Source organism: Pontitalea aquivivens, from assembly GCF_046507575.1.
Classification (GTDB): Bacteria; Pseudomonadota; Alphaproteobacteria; order Rhodobacterales; family Rhodobacteraceae; genus Pontitalea; species Pontitalea aquivivens.
On record NZ_JBKFEY010000056.1, the window covers coordinates 1 to 5,315 of the forward strand.

General features: G+C 53.4%; 2 protein-coding genes. Both read left to right on the plus strand.

The features are described 5' to 3' along the window. The first annotated feature begins 328 nt into the window (after positions 1–328). Positions 329–724 carry a hypothetical protein gene (locus ACK8OU_RS19770; protein ID WP_410305045.1) on the plus strand — a complete coding sequence of 132 codons (396 nt, stop codon included), beginning with the start codon at positions 329–331 and terminating at the stop codon, positions 722–724. Positions 725–740: 16 nt separating this feature from the next. Next, on the plus strand, positions 741–5,315 hold a 4,575-nt coding region (locus tag ACK8OU_RS19775; RefSeq protein WP_410305046.1), incomplete at its 3' end, for a beta strand repeat-containing protein.

The window sequence follows — 5,315 nt, forward strand, 5'->3', positions numbered from 1 at the left end:
CAAATGTTTGATCGGTTGCATGAGAGTGCGCTCTGAACGTTATGGGGAATGTCCGCGAGGTATTCAGAGCACGCGCAGGCATCCACCGGCAGGGAAATTCGAAACTTCCTCGCAAATCGAGTGGTATCCACAAGAGAAAATTGGCGTCTTGATTGGTGACCTCCGTGGGCGGCTAGAGTTCTATGCTTAAGTATTGTGATGGCCATAAAGTATTATCGATAATATTCTAATGGTCGGGGTGATAATGATTTTTTTTCCTGTAGAAATAAAGTGTTAGTAGTCAGTTTGGTTGTGCGACTGAAAGTGACGGTTAAAGAGCAGGGGTAAGATGCATCAAAGCATTGAAAAGAAACGAGAAACGATTGGTGGTCTGAGGGTCGTCACTGTCATGTTTCGTGACAGACGAGGCGTTCGTGCCATCTCTGACTCGTTTCGCGCGCGCGAGATCGCCGCGCAGTCACTTTCAGTGCCCCTGACAGGCTTTTCAGTTGTTGCGCCTGCATCGTCACTTCCACGCACCCTTAATGCGTATGATCTCACCGATTTTGCGCGACGCCGAACGCGAAGGCGAGCGGCGCCATCCATCTGCAAGTTTTCCGCGGAGGAGCCTGTGGCTCTCTCCGCTTCGGCCGTGTTTGCGGTCAACCCGAACAAGCGCGGCACTCAAGCCGCAAAAAACGAAACCACCACAATGACCGAGCAGCGCCGCTGCGCAGCGGCGTAAAGAAGGAAGATCCATTATGGCAAAAGACCTGAACACCTCGAACCTGGGCCAGATCGTAGTGAATGGCGAAGAGATTTTCTTGGGCTTCGAGGACGTGGAAAAGGCGGCGGTTCTTCCAGCCGGTATTGATGGTGTGGTGCTCGACAATGTGTTGGTCGCGACTGGTGAAATGGTCGGGCTTTCGAGTCTGGGGGAAGTAGTAAAGCTGCCCAAGACGATGAAGGCTCGTGAAGCGTTCTTGAAGAAGTGGTCTGACAAGGCAGTCGAAAAGGCAAAGGCAAACAAAGGTATTTCTGCGACCTTGCTTGTCCTCCCTTTGGCGGCCTGTGGTGGCGGTGGTGGTGAGCCTGCGTTTGAAGTGCAGGTATCGAGCGCCGATGTGGTAAGTTTCCTCAACGCAACAGCAAAAATTACGATTGATATCGCAACCGGCGTTGCAACATTTACAAGTGGCGCCGCCATCGCATCGCAGACGGTGACTGACCTGAATGACAATGCGATTAGTATCGCTGATGGGCAAACGCTTGAGGTGACCGTTGATCAACTTCAAGACGCGTCCGTTTCCTCGGGTGCAAACACCGTTCAATTTCAGGGTGCTGGAGATCTCCGGATTGTGCTTCCGGAGAGCGCTGCGGGAAACAGTGTCGTTTCGGAGACTATTACTGTCAAGGTCGCATTGTCAGGGGGAGATCTGACGTTTGATCTTCCGAATGATGATAACGACACCATTGTCTTGTCTGCAAATTCAACAATTTCGCTTGGGGGCGGCAATATCGTCGTAGACGATGGTGTTGTGGATGCCCGCCTGGCAACGATCACTGGAGCGAATACGATTGGTGACGTTCTTGTTGCTTCGGAATTGATCCTGACAAAGGCGCAGTACGATTTGATTGCAGGCGATGTATCGACCTCTGCTTCTGGTAAGCTGACTGTTTTTGTAGAGACCCTAGCGGGGGCGCGTGAGGTTAACGCCGACTATAGTACAAAGATCCATGCTGACGTGACTCTCACGTTGAAAGTGTCGAACAGCACGGATCTGGGAGCACTCACTGTTGATGAATTCCTCGAATTGAGGGGTCTTGTTGACGATCTGGATGGCGCTATTGCAGGCCGTGGCGTAACGTTTGACATCGTCGACACAGCAGACAATCTAATGCGCCTAAACGGCATCACCACGGAGTTTAGGACCGGGGTTGAAGCCATTTTGAATGCTGCTGACAGCGTGACTGTTACGGACCAGATTAATGCTGCTGAAAAAGCGCTTCTAGAGGGCCTCACGCCCGCAGTAACTTATCCGATTGCGGCGGATGAAATTGCGCCGACCGTAGCAATTACGGCAAACAAGGCTGCGCTTCTGGCGGGCGAAAATGCCGAGGTGATCTTTACCCTGTCAGAAACCTCCACGACGTTTGATGCTAATGATGTGGTTGTGGGCGGTGGCGCATCGCTGGTGTCGTGGCAGGGGCCTGATGAAACAGGCATTGCCAATGTCTATAAGGCAATTTTGGTGCCGCCGACGAGCTCGATCGGCACTGTCACGGTTCGCATTAACAGTCAGGCCTTCACCGATCTGGTTGGTAACTTTAACCTTGATGGCGCCGACGCCAACAACCTCGTTTCGCTTTCCATCAACACCTACACATTCGATGTGCAGGTTGACGGGACTGGTAAGGCGATATTCACTAACGTTTCGACCGGTACGGCTGCGGGCGACCTTGCGGCGGGCAATGTTACAATGGTGGTCAACAGTACGGATCCTGTGAATGGGGCCAACGTGACCTTCACCAAGGGTGGGCTGAGCGAGACGGTTAGTGGTGTGAAGTCGATCGAGTTGGCGAGTGGGCAGGTGCTTGAGGCAAGCGCTGGTGCGCTTGCGACGATACCCGTCACTTCGACCAATCCGTCAACCGCAGAGCTGATTATCACGCCCTCAACAATCGACGCAATTGGTGCTCTTAACCTTGTTGATTTTCACGGGACTGAGACGTTCAATTTTTCGGATAGCGCATCACACCTCCTCACCTATGCAGCCGCGAGTGCGGCGAACCGCACTGAGCTGCTAAACGCAAACTCGGTAGTTGAAAACGATGGAGACGCGGGAACGCTGTCGCTTGCTCAGTTTACTGAGCTTCGGGTACTGACCAGCGACGATAGCTGGTCGTATGACTTGCTTGATACCGCTTCGAATTTGTTTGGAGCGACTTCGCAAGTGCTAATCGGCGCTGGAACAGTTGAATTCTCTGACGCGTCAAACGTGACCCAGGCTAACCGTGTCTTGACTCTGAACAATACAGTGTCCGGAACTCTCTCGGTGTCTGATACAGCTGCAGAGCTTGCAGGGAGCTCGCTCGTTGGTAACGCCGCTGACGTGATTACTTTGACATCTGCTGCTACTGTTGCTCAGGCGCAGACGATTGCCGGTTATGCACCAACTACCCTGAACTGGGGCCCAGGGGTCACCGATAGCGCTTCTGAACTGTTGGCGAATGCCGCTTTGTTCAATGCAGGTTCGACCCCGCCCGGTGCGTTGAGCGCGGTGTCTGATGTTGCGGTAACGGGCAACAATGCCGGCGAATTGACGCTGGCAGAATACGCTTTGCTGAAAAACATCACCACGGGGTCAGACGCATGGGCGGCACCTTCTGGTAGCTATACGATCCGAGACACACCCCAAAACCTGGTTGCCCAAGCACTGGGTAGTGACGGTGTGACTGGTGGAACTGGCGTTAATGAAGACGACATTGGCGATATTCTCGCTAATGCTGACGCGATTAGCTTTGACGGGGTCCCGAACCTTACGCAATTCTCCGCTCTTTCTTCCTATTTCTCAGGTAACTTCGATCTCGATCTGGTCGTAAATAGCGCGTCAGCGCAAGAGATCGCCGATCTTAACAATATCATGTCTCAGACCACTGGGACTATTACGGCTGCTATTTCCGGAACAGCTGCAATACTTGACGATCTGGAACCCAACGGTGCGGGGCAGGGTTCAACAACAGCTCAGCAAGATCTTACGATCACGGTAAGTGATGCAGCGACCGTCGCGCAAGGAGCCACGATCTCTGCCGCAACACGTTTGACCAGCGCGGTCGACTTTGAAGGCGGCATTACCGATGGGTTTGCCAACTTGCGCAATGCCGACGGTGGTGTAGGTGGCATCAGTCCGAACCTTTCCATCATCGTCGGCCAAGATGCCTTTGTTCACATTACAGCGAATGATGGGGCGATCACCGCTGCCAATGCCGATGATATCAATGACATCAATGCAATTATTGCAGCGACAAAAGGCAATTTGACCGCCACGTTGCAGGGCTCAGCGACGCTGTTTGTCAACTTGACAACTGATACAGCGGATGAGGGTCTCAATCATCTGACACTCAACCTGACGGATACGACAGCGTCTGCCGCAGATCTCAACACATTGCTCACAAAAACAACTGTTGATGTGAATATCGCAAATGTCGACACCGTGACTGGTGAGTGGGCGGATATCTGGCAATTCTATCAGAATTGGGGTTCTGCCGGGGACAATTTCGACAACTTTGGCGTCACACGCATCAACCTTACCGGTGGCGCTACGGATGCAAGTACGACGGGCGGAAAGCCCATTGCCGATTGGTGGGTTCCGGCCGCTGGCACCCTCACCGTAGATGCTTCTGCCCTGACAGGCGGATTGACTTGGGGGGGAACTCCGGAGCTGGACGGTAAGTTCAACATCATTGGCAGTGGCCATAATGACAATCTTGTCGGTGGTGCAGGTGCTGATACGATCTCTGGCGGTCTTGGTGCCGACACAATTGACGGCGGTATCGGTAACGATAGCTTGACTGGTGGCGCAGGAGATGACCGGTTTGTGGTTGCTAGCGGTACTGACGCGGTAACTGACCTCGCAACAGGCGATGCGTTGGTCATAACGGCAGGTGCAACTGCGAACGCTACTGTAGCGGGCAACTTTGTTGCGACGTCGGCAACCAGCAACACATCTGGTACGGTGAATATCACCGGAACAGATGGTGCTGCTCATACGATTGATCTGTCGGATGCGACTGGTACCACTGGCTACACGGTTACGGGTGGTGATGGGAACGACAGTATCGTTGGGTCGGATTTTGCGGATCGACTGAGTGGTCTGAATGGCAACGACACGATTGTGATCGGTAACGTTGCAGACAGCGTTTATGGTGGCGGTGGCGACGATGTGGTGATGTCCAAAGACGGCGTCGATGTCCTGACTGGTGTTCTTGATGGCGGCCAAGGTGCTGCGGACAAGCTGATCTTGGATGACCAAGACAACATCAGTGGCGCTAGGGTATCTGAATTCGAGTTGTTGGAGCTCGACACCGCTGGCAAGGGTGCTGGCCTTGGCTCTGACGTGACGATGACGGTTGTACAGCACGAGGAGTTCTCGACGGTTACGGCTGGTGGGACGGCAGACCAGATCACGTTCTCTGCGGCTGGCGGAGCTGACACCATCAACGCGGCGGCTTCGATTGAGACCTATGTTCTGGCTGGTGTAACTGGTGAGGCGAACACTATCAACGTCAACGCTGGCAAGACATCCGTGAACATTACGGGTGCGGATTCACATGAT